The organism is Campylobacter concisus, assembly GCF_015230015.1.
Lineage (GTDB): Bacteria > Campylobacterota > Campylobacteria > Campylobacterales > Campylobacteraceae > Campylobacter_A > Campylobacter_A concisus_AF.
In genome coordinates, this window is sequence record NZ_JAAKZC010000003.1 from 69,925 (window position 1) to 89,998 (window position 20,074).

16 protein-coding genes and 1 pseudogene are annotated in these 20,074 nt (G+C 41.7%); 11 read left to right on the top strand and 6 right to left on the bottom strand.

Annotated features, from left to right (window positions below; all coding sequences use genetic code 11):
* Positions 1-3: 3 nt before the first annotated feature.
* The 3 genes from G6W42_RS02575 to carB are packed head-to-tail and all read left to right on the top strand — an operon-like array spanning position 4 to position 5,046.
* Entirely contained in the window at positions 4-1,041 is a 1,038-nt protein-coding gene (locus G6W42_RS02575; protein ID WP_002939972.1) for a rod shape-determining protein, read from the top strand.
* Positions 1,031-1,786, top strand: a complete 756-nt coding sequence (gene mreC / locus G6W42_RS02580) for a rod shape-determining protein MreC (protein ID WP_035142556.1) — start codon at positions 1,031-1,033, stop codon at positions 1,784-1,786. The genes G6W42_RS02575 and mreC overlap by 11 nt, the downstream gene beginning before the upstream one ends.
* Positions 1,786-5,046, top strand: coding sequence for a carbamoyl-phosphate synthase large subunit (gene carB / locus G6W42_RS02585; RefSeq protein WP_194172835.1), 3,261 nt, complete (start codon positions 1,786-1,788; stop codon positions 5,044-5,046). The genes mreC and carB overlap by 1 nt, the downstream gene beginning before the upstream one ends.
* A gap of 55 nt (positions 5,047-5,101) precedes the next feature.
* Here the strand turns inward: carB and G6W42_RS02590 are convergent, their stop codons facing one another.
* A complete protein-coding gene (locus G6W42_RS02590) occupies positions 5,102-6,238 on the bottom strand; it encodes an NAD(P)/FAD-dependent oxidoreductase (RefSeq protein ID WP_194172836.1) in 1,137 nt (378 codons plus the stop codon).
* Positions 6,235-7,536 carry an MFS transporter gene (locus G6W42_RS02595; RefSeq protein WP_194172837.1) on the bottom strand — a complete coding sequence of 434 codons (1,302 nt, stop codon included), beginning with the start codon at positions 7,534-7,536 and terminating at the stop codon, positions 6,235-6,237. The genes G6W42_RS02590 and G6W42_RS02595 overlap by 4 nt, the downstream gene beginning before the upstream one ends.
* A gap of 112 nt (positions 7,537-7,648) precedes the next feature.
* On the opposite strand from G6W42_RS02595, the gene G6W42_RS02600 reads away from it, so the two are divergent.
* Positions 7,649-8,290 carry a non-canonical purine NTP pyrophosphatase gene (locus G6W42_RS02600; protein ID WP_194172838.1) on the top strand — a complete coding sequence of 214 codons (642 nt, stop codon included), beginning with the start codon at positions 7,649-7,651 and terminating at the stop codon, positions 8,288-8,290.
* Here G6W42_RS02600 and G6W42_RS02605 read toward each other — a convergent pair.
* Complete coding sequence (locus G6W42_RS02605; RefSeq protein ID WP_194172839.1) at positions 8,283-9,005, bottom strand: tetratricopeptide repeat protein; 723 nt, start codon at positions 9,003-9,005, stop codon at positions 8,283-8,285. The genes G6W42_RS02600 and G6W42_RS02605 overlap by 8 nt on opposite strands.
* Before the next feature lie 93 nt (positions 9,006-9,098).
* Between G6W42_RS02605 and G6W42_RS02610 the strand changes: the two genes are divergently transcribed.
* Positions 9,099-10,310 (top strand): saccharopine dehydrogenase family protein, encoded by a 1,212-nt coding sequence (locus G6W42_RS02610; protein WP_194172840.1) that lies wholly within the window; start codon positions 9,099-9,101, stop codon positions 10,308-10,310.
* Positions 10,311-10,567: 257 nt separating this feature from the next.
* The gene (rmuC, locus tag G6W42_RS02615; RefSeq protein WP_194172841.1) at positions 10,568-12,100 is read left to right on the top strand and encodes a DNA recombination protein RmuC; all 1,533 of its coding nucleotides are present in this window, start codon (positions 10,568-10,570) and stop codon (positions 12,098-12,100) included.
* A 17-nt stretch (positions 12,101-12,117) separates the two neighbouring features.
* Here rmuC and G6W42_RS02620 read toward each other — a convergent pair whose 3' ends face one another.
* The 3 genes from G6W42_RS02620 to G6W42_RS02630 form a co-directional block, all read right to left on the bottom strand.
* Positions 12,118-12,717 carry a DUF6803 family protein gene (locus G6W42_RS02620; RefSeq protein ID WP_194172842.1) on the bottom strand — a complete coding sequence of 200 codons (600 nt, stop codon included), beginning with the start codon at positions 12,715-12,717 and terminating at the stop codon, positions 12,118-12,120.
* A 131-nt stretch (positions 12,718-12,848) separates the two neighbouring features.
* The gene (locus tag G6W42_RS02625; protein WP_194172843.1) at positions 12,849-13,562 is read right to left on the bottom strand and encodes a TorD/DmsD family molecular chaperone; all 714 of its coding nucleotides are present in this window, start codon (positions 13,560-13,562) and stop codon (positions 12,849-12,851) included.
* On the bottom strand, positions 13,555-15,228 hold the full coding sequence (locus tag G6W42_RS02630) for a 4Fe-4S binding protein (RefSeq protein ID WP_194172844.1): 1,674 nt from the start codon (positions 15,226-15,228) through the stop codon (positions 13,555-13,557). Before G6W42_RS02630 ends, G6W42_RS02625 begins: the two co-directional genes overlap by 8 nt.
* Before the next feature lie 154 nt (positions 15,229-15,382).
* Here G6W42_RS02630 and selA point away from each other — a divergent pair, with 154 nt between their 5' ends.
* The 5 genes and pseudogenes from selA to G6W42_RS10730 form a co-directional block, all read left to right on the top strand.
* On the top strand, positions 15,383-16,708 hold the full coding sequence (gene selA, locus G6W42_RS02635; protein WP_194172845.1) for an L-seryl-tRNA(Sec) selenium transferase: 1,326 nt from the start codon (positions 15,383-15,385) through the stop codon (positions 16,706-16,708).
* Positions 16,705-18,525 (top strand): selenocysteine-specific translation elongation factor, encoded by a 1,821-nt coding sequence (selB, locus tag G6W42_RS02640; RefSeq protein ID WP_194172846.1) that lies wholly within the window; start codon positions 16,705-16,707, stop codon positions 18,523-18,525. Before selA ends, selB begins: the two co-directional genes overlap by 4 nt.
* Positions 18,526-18,578: 53 nt before the next feature.
* Positions 18,579-19,286: a thioredoxin domain-containing protein gene (locus tag G6W42_RS02645; protein WP_021089397.1), complete on the top strand. Its 708-nt coding sequence runs from the start codon at positions 18,579-18,581 to the stop codon at positions 19,284-19,286.
* Between the two features lie 280 nt (positions 19,287-19,566).
* The gene (locus G6W42_RS02650; RefSeq protein WP_004317725.1) at positions 19,567-19,773 is read left to right on the top strand and encodes a twin-arginine translocation signal domain-containing protein; all 207 of its coding nucleotides are present in this window, start codon (positions 19,567-19,569) and stop codon (positions 19,771-19,773) included.
* Positions 19,774-19,850: 77 nt separating this feature from the next.
* A pseudogene (locus tag G6W42_RS10730) lies at positions 19,851-20,045 on the top strand (hypothetical protein); the annotation flags it as partial.
* Between the last annotated feature and the right edge of the window lie 29 nt (positions 20,046-20,074).

Sequence of the window (20,074 nt, forward strand, 5' to 3'; positions counted from 1 at the left end):
TAGATGTTTTTAGATCAGGTTATAGGTTTTTTCTCAAGTGATATGGGTATAGATTTAGGTACGGCAAACACTTTGGTTTTGGTAAAAGATAAGGGAATAATCATAAATGAACCATCAGTTGTTGCAGTAAGACGTGAAAAATATGGAAAACAAAAAATTCTAGCAGTCGGCCACGCTGCAAAAGAGATGGTGGGAAAAACTCCTGGCGACATCGAGGCTATAAGACCGATGAGAGATGGCGTTATCGCGGACTTTGACATGACAGAGAGGATGATACGCTACTTTATAGAAAAGACCCATAGAAGGAAAAATTTCTTACGCCCAAGGATCATCATCTCAGTTCCTTACGGACTTACTCAGGTTGAGAGAAAGGCTGTTAGAGAGAGTGCGCTAAGTGCTGGTGCAAGAGAGGTATTTTTGATAGAAGAGCCTATGGCAGCGGCTATCGGAGCAAATTTACCAGTTCGCGAGCCACAAGGCAACCTTGTAGTTGATATCGGTGGTGGTACGACTGAGATCGGTGTCGTCTCACTTGGCGGTTTAGTCATCTCAAAATCTATCCGCACAGCTGGCGACAAGATAGATAGCAGTATAGTTAATTACATAAAAGAAAAATACAACTTACTAATAGGCGAGAGAACAGGCGAGGAGATAAAGATCGCTGTGGGCTCTGCTGTGCAGCTTGAAAAAGAGCTAAGCGTAGTGGTAAAAGGACGCGACCAAGTGAGCGGTCTTTTAAGCAGGGTTGAGCTGACAAGCGAGGATGTGAGAGAGGCGATGAGAGAGCCACTAAAAGAGATCGCAGATGCTCTAAAAACCGTGCTTGAGATGATGCCGCCTGATCTTGCTGGCGATATCGTCGAGACTGGTATCGTGCTAACTGGCGGTGGAGCGCTTATTAGAGGGCTTGATAAGTTCTTGTCTGATATCGTTAAACTTCCAGTATTTGTAGCTGATGAGCCGCTTCTTGCTGTTGCTAGAGGCACAGGCAAGGCACTTCAAGAGATCGGACTTTTACAACAGCTAACAAATGAAGAGTAAGATTGTTCTTTTTGTTTTTATAGCGTTGCTTGCTGGCGCCTCGATGTTTAAGGGCGAAATTTTAAGCAACATATCTATCAAATTTAGCAACTACGCTATAAATTCATACGACAATTTTGCTAAAAGCGTAAAAGACTATATAAACGAATATTTTAGGCAGGCTAGCGAGATAGAAAAACTAAGAGCGCAAAACAAAGAGCTAGAGCGCTCAGCCACGCTTCTATCTACTTTTGCAAACGAGCTAAATCAAATTTTAAAAGATAAAAACTCAACTGCCTACGCCCCAGCCGTAAAGCTAGTAAAAGGGCTTAGCTACGTGCATATCGGGGATTATAATAAAATTTGGATAAGCGAGTTTGAAGGATACGACCCAAATAAAATTTATGGGCTCATATATCAAGGAAGCAGCGCTGGCATCGTCATCGCAAAAGACGGCAAGCCGCTAGCATACTTGCAAAATGACCCAAAAAGTATATTTGCAGTCTATATAGGAAATGAGAAAATTCCAGGCGTCGCGCATGGAAATCAAGGCCAAATAATGGTGAAATTTATCCCGCAATGGCTCAGCCCAAAAGAGGGCGACGAGGTCTTTACGAGCGGGCTTGACGGGATATTTTTTAGTGGGGTGCCAGTAGGGCGCGTGAGTAAAATTTTAAAAGAGAGCTCCTATCAAAGCGTGATAGTTGAGCCCTATGCAAAGCTAAACATACCAAACTACCTATACGTTGTAACAAAGGAAAAATGATGCCAAAAAGAACAGATATAAATACCATTTTGCTAATCGGCTCAGGCCCTATCGTCATCGGTCAAGCCTGCGAATTTGACTACTCAGGCACGCAAGCAGCCAAGACACTAAAAGAGCTTGGATACCGCGTAGTGCTTATCAACTCAAACCCAGCCACCATCATGACTGACCCAAATTTCGCCGACGCAACGTATATAGAGCCGATCACAAAAGATAGCATTTTAAGGATCATTGAAAAAGAAAATATTGATGCTATCTTGCCAACGATGGGCGGTCAAGTGGCGCTAAATGCCGCTATGGAGGTCTTTGAGAGTGGCCTTTTAAAGGATGTTAAATTTCTTGGTGCAAACCCAGAAGCGATAAAAAAGGGCGAAGATAGACAAATTTTTAAAGCGACCATGCAAAAGATCGGCATGGACCTGCCTGAGAGTAGATATGCTTATAACATGGACGACGCGCTAAATGCGGCAAATGAGATAGGATTTCCACTCATTATAAGAGCAAGCTACACACTTGGTGGCGCAGGAAGCGGCGTGGCTTATAATATGGACGAATTTAAAGAGCTAGCCAACACTGGCCTTGACGCAAGCCCGATACATGAAATTTTGATAGAAGAGAGCTTGCTTGGCTGGAAAGAGTACGAGATGGAGGTCATTAGAGATAGAAATGACAACTGCATCATCGTCTGCTCGATCGAAAATTTTGACCCAATGGGCGTGCATACAGGCGATAGTATCACGGTTGCGCCAGCTTTAACGCTCACAGATAAAGAGTATCAGGCTATGCGTGACGCTAGCTTTGCCATACTTCGCGAGATCGGCGTTGATACTGGCGGCAGCAACGTGCAGTTTGCCATAGACCCAAAAACTGGCCGTATGATCGTTATCGAGATGAACCCACGCGTTAGCCGAAGCTCGGCGCTTGCTAGTAAGGCTACTGGCTATCCGATCGCAAAGGTTGCGACACTGCTTGCAGTTGGTTTTAGCCTAGATGAGATAAAAAATGACATCACAGGCACGCCTGCTAGCTTTGAGCCGGTGATCGACTACATCGTGACAAAAATTCCACGCTTTACATTTGAGAAATTTCCGGGATCAAACCCATATCTAGGCACTGCGATGAAGTCAGTTGGCGAGGTCATGGCGATAGGTAGGACATTTAAAGAGAGTATCCAAAAGGCGCTTTGTAGCCTAGAGCGTGATCTTTGCGGATTTAACAGTCTTAGCCTAGAGAAAAACGCTTTGATTTATGGCATCAGAAATGCAAATGAGAGAAGAATTTTATATCTAGCGCAAGCCTTTAGAGATGGCTTTAGCGTGGCTGAAGTGCATGAATTTAGCAAGATCGATCCTTGGTTTTTGGAGCAAATTTACGAGATAGTTAAATTTGAAGATAAGATCGACATGGATATCTTAAACAACGAAGAGCTACTGCGAGAGGCCAAAAGTATGGGCTTTTCAGACAAGATGATAGCTGTGCTTATAAATGAAAAAGACGATCTTGAGCTTAGCCAAAATGATATCTATTTTGCTAGGCAAAAACTTGGCATCGAGCTTGAATACAACGAGGTCGATACTTGCGCGGGCGAATTTAAGGCGCTAACGCCGTATCTCTACTCATCTACAAATATCACTAAATTTCCTAAAAAAGAGCCTGTAAAAGACGCTAAAAAGGTGATGATAATAGGCGGCGGTCCAAACAGGATCGGCCAAGGCATAGAGTTTGACTACTGCTGCGTGCATGCAAGCTACGCCCTAAGAGACCTTGGTGTAAAGACGATAATGTACAACTGCAACCCAGAAACCGTCTCAACCGACTACGACACGAGCGATATTTTGTATTTTGAGCCGATCGATTTTGAGCACGTTAGATCAGTCATCGAGCGCGAAAAGCCAGACGGCGTGATCGTGCATTTTGGCGGCCAAACTCCGCTTAAATTTGCAAAGCGCCTAAGCGTGATCGGCGCTAAGATCATCGGCACAACTGCAAGAGTGATCGACGTGGCCGAGGATAGAAAGAAATTTAGTGAATTTATAAATAAAATAGGCGTCCTTCAGCCTAAAAATGACACCGCTACTAGCCTAGAAGAAGCCTTACAAAAGGCCGCTACTATCGGCTATCCAGTGCTTGTTCGCCCAAGCTACGTCTTAGGCGGCAGGGCGATGAGAAGGGTGCATAACGAGAGCGAGCTAAAAGAGTATATGAGCGAGGCGGTAAAGGTTAGCAACCACTCGCCAGTGCTACTTGATAAATTTTTACAAGACGCAAAAGAGCTCGACGTAGATGCGATATGTGACGGCAAAGAGGTCTATATAGGTGCGATAATGGAGCACATCGAGGAGGCTGGAATTCACTCTGGAGACTCAGCTTGCATATTGCCACCGATGAGTTTAAGCGATGAGATGATAAAAAAAGTGGAGAAGCAAACCAGAGATATCGCGCTAAATTTAGGCGTTGTCGGCCTTATGAATATCCAGTTTGCTATCTATGAAAACGAGCTTTATATGATCGAGGTAAATCCTCGCGCGAGCAGGACTGTGCCGTTTGTGAGCAAAGCTACTGGCGTGCCTATGGCAAAGGTGGCTACAAGAGTTATGTGGCAGGGAAATTTACGTGAGGCACTTAAATTTTATGATGATTACAAGGTTGTTTATGAAGATGGCGACATCTTAAAACCTCGCGTAAGTTCGCACGTTTGTGTAAAAGAGTGCGTGCTGCCATTTAACAAGCTAAGTGGAGCTGATCTCATCCTTGGCCCTGAGATGAAGAGCACGGGCGAGGTCATGGGCATAAGCCACGACTTTGCAAGCTCATTTGCAAAGAGCCAGATCGCTGCTAGCAACACTTTGCCAAGCAAGGGCAGGGTATTTTTAACGCTAGCTGACGCTGATAAATCTTACGCGCCTGATCTTGCAAAAGAGCTAATAGCGCTTGGTTTTAGCATCGTCGCAACTGGCGGTACGCATAAAATTTTAATCGAAGCTGGCGTGGAGGCTGAGTTTGTTTATAAGATAAGTGAGGGCAGACCAAACGTCGAAGATAGACTTAAAAACGGCGATATAGCACTTGTTATAAATACAAGCGATACCAAATCAAGCGTCGATGATGGTAAAAAAATCCGCCAAAATGTGCTTAGATTTAAAATTCCATATTTTACAACGATCCGTGCAGCACTCGCAGCTGCTAAGTCGCTAGGCACAGTTCAAACTGGTAAGGCGCTTGAAGTAAAAAGCTTGCAAGAGTATCTAAACGAGAAATAATAAATTTAGTGGCAGTTTTGGCTGCCACTAGCTAAATTCCTCTGAATTTGATTAGCTATTTTTTTAAAGCGCTAGCCACCTTTAGAGCGCTTGCAAATGCAAAATGTAAGTTGTATCCACCAAGCATACCGGTAATATCTAAGACTTCACCTATAAAATAAAGCCCCTTTACGTTTTTACTCTCTAAATTGTCATCTAAAAACTCTGTTTTTACACCGCCTTTTGTAACTTCAGCCCTTTCAAAGCCAAATGTCCCAGCCGGGGCAAACTCATAGGCAAAAAGCCTTTTTATGATGCTCTTTTCACCATCACTAAATTCATAAAACGCCCTATCTTTTAAGCCAAAATTTCTTAAAAACTCCAGCACAAATCTCTTTGGCAATGGCAAAACCGAGCTAAGCTGTTTTTTACCATTTACTAAATTTTTCTCACTAAATTTAGGCAAAAAATTTATGCAAATTCGACCCTTTTGCCAAAAGAGTGAAGCATTTAGTATCGCTGGGCCACTTATGCCCCTGTGCGTAAAAAGCACATCACCACTAAATTTACAGCTCTCGTTTTTGCCATTTATCACTACAGCTGCGCTTAGGCTAACGCCGCTAAGTTCTTTAAACCAAAACTCATCTTTTTGCACGCTAAAGCCAACAAGAGCAGGCGCAAGAGGTGAGAGCTCAAGTCCAAACTCACTTGCTATCTTGTAGCCAACATCGCTTGCGCCAAGGGCTTTGTAGCTTAGTCCGCCACTTGCGATGACTAAATTTCTAGCTCTAAATTTCTCATTTAGCGTTGAAATTTCAAAAATTTCATCTACTTTTTTAGCGCCAACGACCTCTTTGTTATAAAAAATATCTGCATTTTGCCTTTTTAAAAGCAGGCTCAAAACACTCTTTGCGCCGTTATCACAGAAAAATTGATTTTGCTTTTGCTCGCTAAATTTAAGCTCGTTAAAAAATTTCAAAACTTGATCAGGGTTTAGTACTTTTAAAATTTGCTCTATAATTTTTTGCTCGCCAAGGTAGTTTTTGGCGCTTACGAAGCGGTTTGTGATATTGCATCTGCCACCACCGCTTGCTAAGATTTTTTTGCCAGCGCTGCTGTTTTTCTCTAAGATAGCGACCTTTTTGCCTTTTAAATTTGCCCCTAAAAAGAGCCCGCTAGCGCCAGCACCAACGATGATGACATCGTAGATCAAAATTTCAAGCTCTCTTTTAAAGCCGCCTCGCTTGTTATGCGAGAGTCAAATTTGATCACTTGATGTTTCTCGTTTTTGTAATAATCCACCACGCCTTTTTGGCTGTTTAAAAGCTCTAAATTTAAGCTCGCTTCTGGGCTTAGGTAGATATTTTTAAAAATTCTTGGATCGCTTAGGCTAAAGAGCAAAACAAGCCAGATCACGCAAAGCACCACGCAGACGATGGCAAGCACTTTGAAGTTAAAGGTGTGCATGATATATCCGCCAACAGCGCCCCCAACAAAGCTGCCAAAGTAGCCAAATGAGTTAAAGATGCCAAGAGCGGTGCCTTTTTGTGAGGATTTTACAAATTTTGTCGCGGTTGATTGCATGATTGGCTCGTGAAGGTTAAAACCTACAAAAAATATCGCTATGCCAACCACAAAGACAAATAGCGTAAAGCTAAAGGCAAAAATGGCGTAAGTTAGCCCAAAAAGTATCGTGCCAGCTATCAAGATGACCTTGCTAAGCCCCTTGCCATCGCCCAAAGCGCCAGCTAGCCCCATAGCCAAAAAGCCAAGCACGGCGCCAAGCGTATAGACCTTGTAAAGCTCGCCACTCTCAAAGCCATACTCTTTTACTAAGATGATCGGTATCACCAAAAATGCGATGCTTGTGAGCATCTTTTGCATAAAAGAGGTGAAATTTATAATCATGTAGTCTTTTTGTAAAAAGAGCTTGCCAAATGGCACCTTCTGGGCCTTTGCGCTCACTTTTATCTCTTTTGGCACGACGGTGTAGAGCAGGACGACGCAAAGTAGGCTAAGAGCAGCGCTTAGATAAAAGAGACTTGATAGGCCGTAGCTTCTAGCAAGTAGCGGTCCAAGCACCATCGAAAGCGTGAAGCTAAGCCCTATAAAAGCGCCCATTATCGCCATGGCTTTTGAGCGATTTTCTTCAGCCACAAAGTCGCTTATCATCGCTGTTGCCACTGCTCCTACAGCCCCCACACCTTGTAAAAACCTGCCAAAAAGCATCGTGTAAATTTCACTTGCTAGAGCGCAGACGATAGAGCCAACCACAAAGATTAAAAGCCCGATGGTTAGCGCTTTTTTGCGGCCGATCTTATCTGAAAGAGCGCCAAAAGGCACTTGAAATATCATCTGTGAGATCGCATAGACGCCTACTATTAGCCCAACTAAAAATTCGTTTGCGCCCTCTAAATTTAGGGCATAAAGGCTAAGCACCGGTAGGACTATAAAAAGTCCAAAAAATCTGCTAGCTACGATAAAAGATAGTGGCAAAACGCTTTTTAACATAAATTTTCCCTTATTTTTAAAAGGACTAAGTTTATCATTTTAATACTAATTTAAATTTAAAAATTTAATCTACTTTTTTGTAAAATACGCCCAAAAATCAAGGAGTTTTGCGATGAAAATCGTGCTTGCGACATCAAATTTAGACAAAGTAAAAGAGATAAAAGAGTTTTTAAAAGGCTATGAAATTTACGCACTAAGCGAGGTTGTGAAGCCATTTGAGATCGTTGAAGATGGTAGCACTTTTCAGCAAAATGCGCTCATAAAGTCAAAAGCTGTTTTTGCAAAGCTTAAAGAGCAGAGACTTGATAGTGAGTTTATCGCACTTAGCGATGATAGTGGTATCAGCGTGGATGCGCTTGGTGGCGAGCCAGGGATCTACTCAGCGCGCTACTTTGACCTTGATGAAAATGGCAAAGTGTGCGGCAAAAACGCGAATGACGCAAACAATAGAGCAAAGCTAATTAGCAAGCTAAAGGCGTTAAATTTAAAGAGCTCACCAGCTCACTACACCGCTTGTATCGCCATTAGCTCAAAATTTGGAGACTATACGACGCATGGCTTTATGTATGGTGAGGCGATAGATGAGGAGCGTGGCACAAACGGCTTTGGCTACGACGCACTCTTTATCCCAGATGGCTTTACAAAGACGCTTGGCGAGCTAGATAACGAGACAAAGCTTAAAATTTCTCACCGCTCAAAGGGGCTCGAACTTGCAAATTTTGTGCTAAAAAGTCTAAAGAAAAACTTTAGTTAAGCTCTTTTAATCCCTTGCTAGCTCGCTCCAAAAGACCAAGCGCGCGAGGGTTTTGCTCCTTGCCTTTTAAAATTTCAAGCACTTCTTTGTAGTTTTTGGCAGCTTCGTCCTTTTGCTCAAGCTTTGCTAGGTCGTTAGCGACTTCTATTAACAGCTCTGATCGAACAAGCTCGTTGCCACTTAGCTCTGGCGTGATATCAAGTAAATTTAACGCTAAAATGTGCTTGTCGTAGGCTTTTGCAAAGTCATTTTTCATGTAGTAGGTGCTGCCGATGGACTTTATGCAAAGCAGCTCGTCGCGCATTGGGGTATTTGGCGTGACGTCATAAATTTTTTGAGCTTCTTGAAAATTAGCAAGCGCCTCGTCATATTTGCCTAGCGCCTTTTTTGCTGCGCCTATGTTTTGATAAGAGCGCGCTAGCAGCAGTTTGTCACTAACGTTTGCCGCGAGCTCTAGGGCTTTTTGTGAGAGCTCTAGTGCCTTTTGTGGCTCGCCATTTACCATGTAAAGGCTACCGCTATTTACGAGCGAAGTGATCGCCTGCTCGGTGTTGCTCTCTTTTAAGCAGACATCAGTCGCTTGCTTGGCTAAATTTATAGCGCGAGCTAAATTTCTATCACTTTTATAAAACTCATTTACGCTATCTTGCACCAGCTCGTCGCAGCTACTTGCAAAGAGGCAAATAGGCACTAAAAATGGCAAAATTTTCTTCATCTTTTTACCTTTAAAATTTGGCTCATTTTACCTTTTGAAGCTAGAAATTTATATTAACTTTGCTAAAATCACTAAAATTTTAAGGAGCCAAAAATGTCAAATATCTTAATCATCGGTGCAGGCGGCGTTAGCCAAGTCGCAACCGTAAAATGTGCGATGAACTCGGACGTTTTTACATCTATCACCCTTGCAAGCCGCACAAAAAGCAAGTGCGATGCGATCGCTAAATTTATAAAAGATCGCCTTGGCGTAGAGATAAAAACCGCACAAATCGACGCTGACGACACAGCAGCTGTGGTGGAGCTTATCAAACAAACAAAGGCCGATTTGCTTCTAAACGTCGCGCTACCATATCAAGACCTAACCCTTATGGACGCTTGCGTAAAGGCTGGCATACCTTATATCGACACCGCAAACTACGAGCACCCAGACACCGCAAAATTTGAGTACAAGCTTCAGTGGGCGAAGGATGGTGACTTTAAAAAGGCTGGCACGATGGCGCTTCTTGGCTCTGGATTTGACCCGGGCGTGACAAATGTATTTTGCGCCTACGCTCAGCAAAATTTATTTGACGAGATCCACGAGATCGACATCCTTGACTGCAACGCAGGTGATCATGGATATCCGTTCGCGACAAATTTCAACCCAGAGATAAATTTACGCGAAGTTAGCGCAAATGGCCGCTACTGGGAGGCTGGCAAATGGATCGAGACAAAGCCGATGCAGATAATGTTTAAGTGGGACTACCCAAAAGTAGGCGTCAAGGACAGCTACCTGCTCTATCACGAGGAGCTAGAAAGCTTAGTTAAAAACATCAAAGGGCTAAAGAGAATTCGCTTTTTCATGACCTTTGGACAAAGCTACCTAACCCACATGAAGTGCCTAGAAAACGTCGGCATGCTCCGCATAGACGAGGTCGAGCATAACGGCGTGAAAATCGTGCCGATCCAGTTTTTAAAGACCTTGCTGCCTGACCCTGCAAGCCTTGGCCCACGCACAAAAGGTAAAACAAACATCGGCTGCGTGATAAGAGGGCTCAAAGATGGCAAAGAGCGCCAAGTCTACATCTACAACGTCTGCGACCACGAGGCTTGCTACGCTGAGACAGGCGCGCAGGCTGTTAGCTACACCACGGGCGTACCAGCGATGATAGGCTCACTAATGGTGGCAAAAGGCATCTGGAGCGGAAAAGGCGTCTTTAATATGGAAAACTTCGACGCAAAACCTTTCATGGACGAGCTAAATAAGCAGGGGCTGCCGTGGGAGATGATTGAAATGAAGCCAGGAGAGAGATACGAAGTTTAAATTTTAGACTTATTAGGCTTCTCTTTTTCTACTTATACTTCGTTGGTTTTAAATTTTGCTCGGTCATTACCCAGTCGGTAACTCTCGTCACAAAATTTAAAACCGCCTTGTCTAAGCGAAAAATACTTCGCCTAAATTTATTAAATTTAGTTATGCAACAAACTGCCTATCCAGTCTTAAGAATTCGCTCCTTTATTTCACAACTCTTTTACAAATTTTCAAATATAATAAAGCCAAAAATTTAAAAGGAAATTTCAGTGCTAACGATAGAAAATTTATATATTTTGATAGCGGCCCTTGCGCTTCTTTGCGTGATCTTGGCAGCTTTTTTGATAAGTTCAAATTTGCAAAAAACAAGGCAAAGAGAAATTTTAAAAAATTTAATAGATGAGCTAAAAGATAGCGAGCGTCTAAATATCGAGCAAAGGGCAAAACTTGAAGCAAGCAGCGACAAGATAAATGAGCTAGCTAAAAATTTAGACGAGTATAAAATTTCGCTCAGACAAAAAGATGAAAAAGAAGATAGGCTAGAAGTCGAGCTTAGAGCGGCAAAAGAGGAGCTTGGCAGCCAGACAAAGGCGGCTGAAAACTCTAAAGCGCTCTCTATAAATTTACAAAATGAGCTTACGCAAAAAGAGGACGAGCTAAAAAGATCAAACGAGAGTGAAAACGAGCTAAAACGCGCTATCGTCGCATTAAAAAGCGAGATCGAGGCAAAAGAAAATATCTTAAAATCGCAAGAAGAGAATTTAAAAAAGGTAAAAAACGAGCTAAATTTAGAGTTTGCAAACCTTGCAAATAAGATATTTGAAGAAAAAAGCGCAAATTTCTCAAAAAATAGCAAAGAGTCGCTTGAGCTCTTGCTAACGCCACTTGGGGAGAAGATAGTAAGCTTTGAAAAGAGGGTAAATGACGCCCACAGCGACTCGCAAAAGAGCGCAGGCGAGCTTAGTGCGCAGCTAAAAGAGGTAGTCGAGCTTGGCAAAAATATGTCAAAAGAGGCAAACTCGCTAAGCACGGCGCTAAAAGGCAGCAACAAGGTCCTTGGCAACTGGGGCGAGATGCAGCTTGAGCGCACACTAGAGGCTGCGGGGCTAGAAAAGGGCACGCACTACGCAACACAAGAGAGTTTTGATGTGAGTGGCAAAAAGCTCATACCTGACTTTGTCATAAATTTCCCAGACGACAAACAGATGATAATAGACAGCAAAGTCTCACTGCATGCCTACGAAAAAGCAGTCGCGGCGGCTGACCCGGCGCAGAGCAAACTAGCTCTTGGCGAGCATATCGCCTCAATAAAAAAGCACATCGATGAGCTAGCTAAAAAAGACTACTCAGCGCTTGTGAAAAGCCCTGATTTTGTGCTGATGTTTGTGCCAGTTGAGCCGGCATTTTTGGAGGCTTTGAAATTTGATCCAAATTTGTTTAACTACGGCTATGAGAAAAAAGTGGTGCTAGTCTCGCACACGACGCTCATGCCGCTACTTCGCGTGGTGGCAAATTTATGGCGTATGGAAAATGGCAACAAAGAGGCGAAGGAAATTTTAAAGAGTGCAAATGAAATTTATGAGAAATTTTGCACCGTCGCTGAGAAGCTAAATAGGCTTGGAAACTCGGTGAGATCGGTAAATGATAACTTCAACGAGGTCGTGAAGAGCGTGAGCGGTCAAGGCGGGCTTGATAGCAGGCTGGAGAAATTTAAAAAGATCGCTATAAATCCCAAAGATACGCAGGTAAAGGAGCTTGAAGCAAGACCTAGAGAGATCTTGCTAGCTAGCTCTAAAGAGTAAATCTGGAGCTTTTAAATTTAGTGATGCATGTGCATATTAGTTGAGTTATCTTCACTCATATTTTGCATCATCATCTTGTGGTGATCATGCATTGGCATATCTGCTGGCATGTTCATCGGCATATTCATATGCATATCCATCTCACCGTTTTCAGCCTTGTAGCCAGTTATGGTAGGATCAACCATGCCAAATATCATCGCGATGTGTCCGACGATCAAGAAGAAGATGAGCAGGCAAAAGTGAAGCTTTAGCTTTGCCTTTTCGCTTGCGTTTTTGTAGATCAAATTTAGCTCTAAAAGCGCGATGCCAAGAAGTGGTATGACGCCGATGAGATATGAGTAGATAGCGATGAAATCGGCATATCCACGCCATTTTATGGATGGATAAATTTTTGCCATAAAATAGATCACAAGAGCTGTAAAATAGACCCCAAGCACTATGCCAACAAATTTACTAATAGCTTTAAAGCCAGCATTTTTGCCGCTATCCATGTGATACATCGTAAAAAACTCCATCGCCACTAAAAGCTCCGCAAGCCCCATAGGTATCACCATGTAGAGGATTAGATTGTAAGGTTGATCGAGCGATAAAAGCTCCATGTAGTGTGTCATTACCATTGTAAATCCTTTGTAAAAATTTAAAGAAATTTACTACCAAAGGACTAAGATAGTTAAAAAATATCAAGAATAGTTGCGGGATTTAAGCGGACATTAAATTTACTCCTAGCTAGGCTAAGAGTAAATTTAAGCTAGTCTTTAAACTCGTGTGAGATAACTGGAGAGAATTCCTCCCAGTGAAGTTTGGTTTTAAAAGTTGGCATCTTGCTTTGATAAGGCTCTTTTTTAAGCGCTGCCATAGCGACACTATCGCCTTGTGGCTTGGCTGGTGCTTCTAGGCTTAAAACGGCTCTTTCAAGCTCGATAAAATCTTTTAAAATGAGCGCATAGGAGCGGAAGAAATTTGCATTTTTATGAGCTAAAAGTAGCGAGCCAAACTCATCTACAAATAAATTTAAAGTCTCGCCAAAGAGCTTGTCGCTGATATTTTTCGCGCCATTAAATTCGTCATTTAAAAATGTTGCCATCGCTAAAAATATAAATCCAACATAGTCCTCACTATCCTTGCAAAGCTCTTTATCACGCCTATATGGGCTAAGGTTTAGGCAGTGTATCACCCTAAGTCTAGCCGCGCCGTTATCTCTACCCTCTTCATAAAATGAGGCGCTTAAAGGGATATTTGTAAAGCCAAAAAGAACGTCATTTTGCTCATTTACAAGCTCGTCAAAGCTAAATTTATCTAAATTTGCAAACGCCTCTGCACTTTGCTCGCTCAAAGGATTTTGCGCTAGGTAGCTAAGCTGCTCTTTCCACCTAGCAAACCCATCATCACTGGTGTGAAAAAAGAGTGGATACGCCAAAAATTCGTAAAAATATGACCTTGCTTTTGTGATGTTTTTATCCATTTAATAAATCCTCTTTCATCGCGTTTAGTTGGGCTTGCACCATGATCTTTGCCTTGCAGTCAGCGCAACAGTAAAGTGACTTGATCTTGGCTCTGTCGTTGCCAAAGCGTGGTTGCATGATCGATGCGATCTTCTCTACCGCCTTTTTAGTCGCAAACTCTTTTCCGCACTCTACGCAGGCAAATAGCTCGTCATGCGCAAGCTCGCTATAAACGAAAAACTCAGGCTTAAGAGCGATCTTGCCGACCTCAAGCGAGATGGTGTTTTTCTCAGCGCAGCTTAGCTCGCAGTAGCCGCAGGCGGTGCAAACGCTTGGGTTAAATAAAATAGAATTTGTCTTCTTATCAGCCACCAAGGCGCTTACGTTACAAGCTCCAACACAGCTAAGGCAGAGCGTACAGGTATCAGCGTTTATCTTGACCTCGCCATATCTTATCATCTCGCCGCTTTTTACCACGCCAAGATCATCGCTACCTACGATAAATTCAAGCCTTTTGGCAAAAATTTCTCTCTTTGGTAACGCATATTCGTTGATTGAGTGCTGAGAGCCGTCTATTAGTTTAGCCTTTTTTAGCGCATTTTCAAGCTCAGCCTTATCTTTTGCATGGTATATCGCGCTCTCTTTAAATTTAAGCTCATAAATTTGATTTAAGATGCTAATGGCGTCTTTTTCGCCCTTGCCAAGGCTCTTGCTATATAAAATGACACTCGAGCCACTCTCTTGAAGAAGTGTCAAAAAGTGCGTTTGGCTTAAAAAATGAGCGGCCGAGATGGCAAAAGGCAGGACATTTTCTGGCAGGCTCACGCTAAGATCTTCTAAATTTATCTCCTCAGGCACGATAAGCGCAGTCTTTCCTTTATAAAGCTTGGCAACCGCGGCAAACGAGCTTTGCGGCATCAAAGTAGAGTCTAGCGAGCCACTAGGGCAGACGCTGATGCAGTTTCCGCAGTTTGTGCAATCTATCTGTGAAAAGACAAGGTGCTTTGTCGCATCCTCTTTTAGGATGGCAACCGTTGGGCAAACCTCGGCGCAACGTCCGCAAATTTCAGTCCTGCGCTCGTGATACTGGCAGATTGATGAGTCGTATTGCGTAAAGCTTTTGTATCTAAATTTTGGACTTTTTGCGTTTAAAATTTCAAGCACTTTTTCATCTTTTAGCCCTGAAATTTCATAGCAGCCGCTTTGCTTTAGCATATAATCCCTTGCGTTTTCAACCAAGAAAAAGTCACAATCAACCTCAAATTCATCATTTGCTCTAAGCACTAAAACGCTTAGCTCACCAGCAGCGCCATATATAAATTTAACCTCAAAGTGCGTAAGCTCGATCACTTTGTAGCCATTTTCTTTTAGTAAATTTGCTAGCTCTTCGCGGCCTGAGTTGCTTACTATGACAACATTTTTGCCGACCTCTTTTTCGTAATCCACATCTTTTGCCATATCAAAGGCGCTAGCTCTTGCCTCGTAGAGTAAAAGTGTGTTTTTGGCTTTTTCTAAGACGCTTGCGGTGGTATTTTTAAGGTAGAAATTTATCTCAGGGGCGATGACATTTGCTTTTAGCTTTGGAGAGTTTGAGACTAGATAGTCGCCATTTTCGTTGTTGATCTCTATCTGCTCGTTTAGCATTAAAGCATCGTCAAAATCGTTATAAAAGCCAAATTCTTTCATTGTTTCTCCTATTATCAAAAACGGGCTTATTCTAATATTAATGGGATTAATAGACTCTGAAATTTATATGCTCTTTTTTTGCTCTAAGTTTTAATTTATAATATTTTTATGTTAAAATCACGGCTTGGTAAAACTAACTTACTAGGAGCGCAAATTGAACGATTTAAGAAATATCCCACAAGTTGATAAGATCATAAAAAACGAAGCATTTTCGGGGCTTGATACGAGTTTAGTCACTATGCTTGCAAGGCAAATTTTAGATGAAGTTAGAGCTAAAATTTTAAATGAAAATGCAAGCTTTGAGAGCGAAGAGATAATAAATTTAATCCTAGATGAGTACTATAAATTTAATGAAGCTAGCCTTCAAAGAGTGCTAAATTTAACCGGTGTCACCATACATACAAACCTCGCTAGAAGCGTTATCGATAAAGAAATTTTAAAGCGAGCAACACCTGTTATCACAGGATACTCAAACATTGAGTACAACTTAAAAACAGGCAGCCGTGGCAACAGATATGACTACGTTGGCTCGCTAATAGCAAGGGCCTTTGGCTTTGAAGACGCCATCGTTGTAAATAACAACGCAAGCGCTGTATTTTTGGTGCTAAACACCTTTGCAAAGGGCAGGGAGGTGGTCGTTAGCAGAGGCGAGCTAGTCGAGATCGGCGGCAGTTTTAGAGTGCCTGAGGTGATGGCAAATGCAGGTTGTATCTTAAAAGAGGTCGGCACTACGAACAAAACTAGGCTAAGAGACTACGAAGAGGCGATCAGTGACGAAACGGCGATGCTTGTAAAGGTTCATAGATCAAATTTTGACATCGTTGGCTTTAGCGAAGAGACCACGGCAAATGAGCTAAGCGAGCTAGCAAGCAGGAAAAATTTGATAGATTATTTTGATCTTGGCAGTGGATTTTACGGAAATTTGCCTTTTAATCTTGACAAAAACGAGCCAGATCTAAAAAATTTAAAAGATGTTTCGCTAGTTAGTTTTAGCGGTGATAAGCTGCTTGGTGCGGTGCAGTGTGGTATCATCGTTGGCAAAAAAGAGCTCATCGCAAAGCTTAGAAAAAACCAGCTTTTAAGGATGCTTCGCGTAGATAAAGTGATCATCTCCCTTTTGGCTGAGAGCATAAAAGCCTATCTAAATAAAGAATTTGAGCTAATAACAACGCAAAAACTACTTCATAAAAGCGTAAAAGAGCTTGAAGGCTTAGCAAATTTTATAAATAAAAGCCTAAAAACTCCGCTTGAGATAGTGCGCACACAAACCTTTGTAGGAGGTGGGGCGATGCCAAATAAAAAGATCCCAAGTGTGGCTTTGGCATTTGGTGGCGACGCAAATTTAAACGAGCTAAAATTTAGGCAAAAAAAGGTGATCGGACGCATAGAAAATGACAAATTTATGCTAGATCTTAGATCGCTTCTTGATGATGACGTAGAGACGCTAATAAAAATAATAAATGAAACGGAAGAAAAATGAGTTTAATAATAGGAACAGCAGGGCATATCGACCACGGAAAAACCGCGCTTATAAAGGAGCTAAACGGCTTTGAGGGGGACAATCTTGAAGAGGAGAAAAAGCGTGGCATAACGATCGATCTAAGCTTTTCAAATTTAAGTAAAAATAGCGAAAATATCGCATTTATCGACGTGCCAGGGCATGAAAATCTCATAAAAACGATGATAAGTGGCGCGTATGGCTTTGACGCGTGCTTGTTTGTGGTGGCGGCAAATGACGGGCTTATGCCTCAAAGCTTGGAGCATCTTGAAATTTTAAATCTCCTTGGCGTGAAATCTATAATCGTTGCGCTTACAAAGTGTGATCTGGTCGATGAGGCCACCATAAATTTAAGAAAAAAAGAGATAAGAGATGAAATTTCTAAATTTAAAAACCTGCAAATTTTAGAAATTTTCGCCGTTAGTATAAAGGATAAGGCAAGCATCGATGAGCTTAGAAACTACCTCTTTACGCTAAGAGCCAAAAAGCGCGATGAGGAGGGCGTTTTTAGATACTACATCGATAGGGTTTTTAGCCTAAAAGGTATCGGAAATGTCGTAACTGGCACCGTGATAGAGGGAAGCGTTAGTAAAAATGAGAAGCTTTTTAACTACGACGCTGGCAAGGAGGTGCTAGTAAGAAGCGTGCAAAGCCACGATAAATTCGTTGATAGCGCAGGGGTAAGCAGCCGCGTGGCGCTTAATCTAACTGGCATAGAGCTTAGTGAGCTAAAAAAGGGTCAGCTACTTAGCAAAAAGGGCTTTTTTAGGGGATTTAGAGAGGTTGATGCGGTCGTAACTGCTAAAAATCTCATCCACTCTCAAAGTGTAACTTTTTGTGTGGGCGCTAAAAACGTGCCTGCAAAGGTGCTAATCCTTAGTCAAAAAGATGATAGCTACTTCGTGAGCTTTAAATTTCAAAGCGATATGTTTTTGAAATTTGACGAGGCCTTTGTGCTCATCTCAGATGCGCGCGTGATAGGCGGTGGTAGGGTGCTAAACCCTGTGCTTGAGCCACTAAAAAAAGCTGGCAAAATTCTCTTTTTAGCTGCACTTTTAAAGCATGATTTTGTTGAGGCATTTTCTATCTTAAAAGAGGCTCACAAAAATGGCTTTGGCATCATCTCTTCTTATCAAAGATTTGGTCTAAATCACGAAGAGGCCGTGGCTATCGCCAAAAAAGTATCAAACGTTTTTGTCGATGAAAAGGCTTTAAACATCTACGATCTAAGCGCGGTTGAGCGGATAAAATCAGCCATTAAATTTATGATAGAAAAGAATGAATTTGCTGTATTTTCAGCTCAAAGCATCAGCCTAAAACTTACTTGGGCTAGCTTAAATTTAGCCCAAAAAGCGCTTGATGAGCTTGAAAGTATAAATTTGATCTCAAAAGATAGTGGCGTTTATACCAAAAAAGGTGTTGATCTTAGCAAACTAAAAGTAAGGCTTGAAGAGAAAATTTATGAAATTTTAGAAAGTGGTAAGCTCGCTCCAGCAGCGCCATATAACATATATGATGATCTTGAGATCGATAGAGTTAGTGGCGATAATGCGCTAAAAAAACTAACCGCAATGGGTAGGGTCATAAGGCTAGAGCATAACCTTTTTATAACTAGAAATTCGCTAAAAATGGCACTTGATAAGCTAAGAGAGATCATAAAAAATCAAGGCTTTGTAAATGTCACAAACGCCAAGGATGCGCTAAATTTAAGTAGAAAATATATAATCGCCTACCTTGAGCAGCTCGATCTTGAGAGTGACATAATGAAGCAGGGAAATGATAGGGTTTTTCGCAGTTAGTATTCATTTACAAAAAGCAAATATAATCCGCCAAATTTTTAAAAAGGATAAAAATGAAAAAAGTGATCTTAGCCTCAATCATCGCGGCAACTAGCCTAATGGCAGCAAGCGATAAGCAAATAGAGGAGTTCTACTCTCAAATGGTTGATAGCAGCGTAAAAGTAAAGGTAGCTGACCGTCACAAAGTGGCAGGCGACATCGAAGCTGTCGTTGTGAAGTTAAGCAAAGATGGCAACTCGCAAGATGAGATAGTATTTACAAAAGGCGACTTCATCTTCCCAGACGTGATCGATCTAAAAGAGCAAAAATCATACCTAGCTGAAGTGAAAAAAGAGGTCATCGCAAAGGGAATTTCTAAAATTTATAAAGATGAGGACAAGGCAAACATCATCGTTCTTGGTAGCGATCCTAAAAAGCCAACTATCATAATGTTTTCAGACCCTGAGTGCCCATACTGCAGAGCTGAGCTAGCAAAGATCGAGACAACACTAAAAGATAGCAACGTTGAGATCGTCCTAACTCCAGTGCATGACATCTCATCACTTCAAAAAAGCTCACTAATCTACAAAGATGCAAAAGCTGCTAAGAGTGACAGCGATAAGGTTAAAATTTTAAGAAAATACTACGCTGAAGACTACAACGTAGATGATAAGAGCGTTAGCAAAGAAGATGTCGCAAAGATCGATAATCTCCGCAAAAAATACTTTGCAGCTGGCGTTAGATCAGTACCATTTATCGTAAATAAAAGCGATCTAAAATAATATTTTCTAGGGAGCTCTCCCTAGAATTTCTACTACAAATAAATTTCATAAATTTAAAGTATATTTAACTATATTTTTAATAAATACTTAACATTCGTAATTAAACTTTTATATTTACTTTGCTTAACTTATAAATATGCTAAATTTACATAGTTTAACTTTAGGGTACTAAAATGCCCTAAAATGGGCTATTTGCGATATTTTAGAAATTCTAAATATGCAAATTTTACATATTAATGAACCAAATTTCTCAAAAATTTTTGAGGCATAAGGAGAAAAAATGCAAGGATCAAGAAGAGATTTTCTTAAAAAATCTCTAAAAGTCGGTGCTGCCAGCGGAGTACTCGCAGTCTCAGCCGTAGCAAAAGTGACTAGCGATGACTTGGCTCCTGATGACAATGGCGTTGTCGTAGGCAAGTCTAACAAAAAAGAGGTGCTTTATAAAAAAAGCAAGAACTGGGAAACCTACTATAAAATCGCATACTAAGGGAGATAACCATGAGTGATGCACGTATAGGAAGACGTTCATTTTTAAAGCTAGCCGCACTAGGTGCAGGCACTACAATGGCTTTTGGACAAAATGATACGATAAGACACGCTAGCGCAGAGGAGATAAAAGATCCTTTCCCTGGCTCAAAAAAGGTTAGAACTATTTGTTCTATATGCTCAGCAGGCTGTGGTATCGAAGCTGAGGTACAAGATGGTGTTTGGGTTCGTCAAGATATGGCGATGTTTCACCCGATATCTCAAGGCTCACACTGCTCAAAAGGTATCGATCAGATCGACCT

Coding starts and splice junctions, on each gene's coding strand:
- selB (WP_194172846.1), top strand. CDS start 16,705: ATGAGTTTAATAATAGGAACAGCAGGGCATATCGACCACGGAAAAACC.
- G6W42_RS02645 (WP_021089397.1), top strand. CDS start 18,579: ATGAAAAAAGTGATCTTAGCCTCAATCATCGCGGCAACTAGCCTAATG.
- G6W42_RS02630 (WP_194172844.1), bottom strand. CDS start 15,228: ATGAAAGAATTTGGCTTTTATAACGATTTTGACGATGCTTTAATGCTA.
- G6W42_RS02650 (WP_004317725.1), top strand. CDS start 19,567: ATGCAAGGATCAAGAAGAGATTTTCTTAAAAAATCTCTAAAAGTCGGT.
- G6W42_RS02595 (WP_194172837.1), bottom strand. CDS start 7,536: ATGTTAAAAAGCGTTTTGCCACTATCTTTTATCGTAGCTAGCAGATTT.
- G6W42_RS02600 (WP_194172838.1), top strand. CDS start 7,649: ATGAAAATCGTGCTTGCGACATCAAATTTAGACAAAGTAAAAGAGATA.
- G6W42_RS02620 (WP_194172842.1), bottom strand. CDS start 12,717: ATGGTAATGACACACTACATGGAGCTTTTATCGCTCGATCAACCTTAC.
- G6W42_RS02625 (WP_194172843.1), bottom strand. CDS start 13,562: ATGGATAAAAACATCACAAAAGCAAGGTCATATTTTTACGAATTTTTG.
- mreC (WP_035142556.1), top strand. CDS start 1,031: ATGAAGAGTAAGATTGTTCTTTTTGTTTTTATAGCGTTGCTTGCTGGC.
- G6W42_RS02610 (WP_194172840.1), top strand. CDS start 9,099: ATGTCAAATATCTTAATCATCGGTGCAGGCGGCGTTAGCCAAGTCGCA.
- G6W42_RS02605 (WP_194172839.1), bottom strand. CDS start 9,005: ATGAAGAAAATTTTGCCATTTTTAGTGCCTATTTGCCTCTTTGCAAGT.
- carB (WP_194172835.1), top strand. CDS start 1,786: ATGCCAAAAAGAACAGATATAAATACCATTTTGCTAATCGGCTCAGGC.
- G6W42_RS02575 (WP_002939972.1), top strand. CDS start 4: ATGTTTTTAGATCAGGTTATAGGTTTTTTCTCAAGTGATATGGGTATA.